This window comes from Deltaproteobacteria bacterium (assembly GCA_011773515.1).
Taxonomy (GTDB): Bacteria; Desulfobacterota; Deferrimicrobia; order J040; family J040; genus WVXK01.
Genome location: WVXK01000049.1, coordinates 747 through 2450 on the forward strand (window position 1 = coordinate 747; position 1704 = coordinate 2450).

The 1704-nt window shown below is 50.9% G+C and carries 2 protein-coding genes; both read right to left on the reverse strand.

Translation table 11 applies throughout. From position 1 onward, the window contains the following. Positions 1-464 (reverse strand): GNAT family N-acetyltransferase (locus tag GTN70_05020; protein ID NIO16344.1); only part of this gene is annotated, 464 nt, incomplete at its 3' end. Continuing rightward, on the reverse strand, positions 457-1548 hold the full coding sequence (locus tag GTN70_05025) for a DUF3419 family protein (protein NIO16345.1): 1092 nt from the start codon (positions 1546-1548) through the stop codon (positions 457-459). The genes GTN70_05020 and GTN70_05025, both read right to left, overlap by 8 nt. Positions 1549-1704 lie beyond the last annotated feature (156 nt).

Sequence of the window (1704 nt, forward strand, 5' to 3'; positions counted from 1 at the left end):
TTCAACTTCCTGTACACCGGAATGCATGCATAGGTCAGGGGTATTTCGCTGTAAAAGCCATGGATCCGGCGAATGATATCCAAAGACCTCTCGTTTTCTCCCGCAATGAGCGTGTAGACACATTCCGCACTATCGCCGATTTCATCGTACGCAGCTTGAATGAGCAGCACCGATACTCCCTGCTTCCGATACGCGGGGTGAACCCGTAGGTCATAAAAGTACACAGCCTTGATCACCTGCCCGTGCAACCTCACCTGTTTTTCCGACCAGGCGCCGATGCCGACCAACTTTTCGCCAACTTTCGCGCACAGGATCCTGTATTTGTGATAAACCTCCGACCGAGCGTGGAAGGAAGGCCGAACATAGCGAAGAGCTACCGATTCACCCTGAACGCACAGCTCTTCGAGACCGAGTGCTGCCTCGTTGTCCTCTTCGGTGTATGGGACGATTCTGATATCAGCCATATCCTTCGATCTCCCCCACCACGAAGGTGTAAAACATAGACGTGTCCGTCATTTCAAGCTCCGCCTCCAATTCTTTTTCCCTTCTCACGAAGGGAGCAGCTTCCCCCGGCAATTCCCGTTTAACGAGAGACTGCCGTTCACAGACACGGGCCCCCTTCGATGCCGTCCTCACCACCTCCTCCCATGTTTTTTTATGCTCCTCATCTGACGTGTAGGAGGCAAAATCGGAGAGGGAATATTTCGAGAACGAACTTATCCCTGCTTTTTCGAGAAAATCGAGGAGAGAGTCAGTAACGATCTCTATGCTGCCGACATTATCCCTCATGACCTGAAAATTCTGCTTTTGCAGATAGGGGGGGAGAAACCCCTCAGGATTATACCTTCCGTAAAATAGAAGGGTCGCAAAAGGGCTCTCCCGAAGGAGGAAATTTTCGGAAGCCACACGAAACCTGTTATTCAGGTAGCGGTAGATGGAAAACGTATCCGGTAGGTGGCGGTAGAAGCCCGGATCGCCCAGCCCGTATCGCCAGGTGAGACGGGTTGAGATACACCTTAGGAAGAACCGCCAGATGAAGTCGTCCCACTCCATGTGCCAGAGTTTTCTCTGCTCATCGACGCTTGCGCAACCGAACAGGCGGTCGCGGAGATTGGGCCGTACATGTGAAAACAGTTTTGCGAGCCGGGCAAAGTACCGTTCCCAGCGTCCACCATAGATCACCCCGCTCTGTATGGCATTCATATGCCTGTCCCAGAACCCTGCCGATCCGGAAGAGAGATGAGGGCGCAGGGATCTGTACACATCGCCTCTTTTTCGTGAGGGACGAACTCCAAGAAAATCGAGAAACTCATCGTATTCGAGGTTTAAGATGGCCTGGATCTTGAGTTCCAGCAGGAAATTCTGGCTCGCGTTGAAGTCTATGGAGACGATCCTCTTCGGCCTTTCTGTGAGGAGGTCGAGCGCCCTACTCCCGCTTCCTGTGATGCAGAGTACCGTATCAGATTGGTCTATCCGGAGAGATTTCACCTCCGATGAACTGTCCTCATTGGAAGATGAATAGTTCAGCGTTTCGAAAAATGCTCCCATAGTGACGATTCCATTGATCTTGAGTTCAGATGAACGATGATGGAATCACCATGACCAGGAACTCTTATTAAATAGTATTGTTGAAAAATGATGAAGCTTGCAAGGAGAATAAAAACCTGAATCCATTATCGGATCAGAGTCGGGATTGTCAGGGTC

What these genes read in the sequence shown, in the direction of transcription:
- GTN70_05025 (NIO16345.1), bottom strand. Translation starts at nt 1,548, where the DNA reads ATGGGAGCATTTTTCGAAACGCTGAACTATTCATCTTCCAATGAGGAC.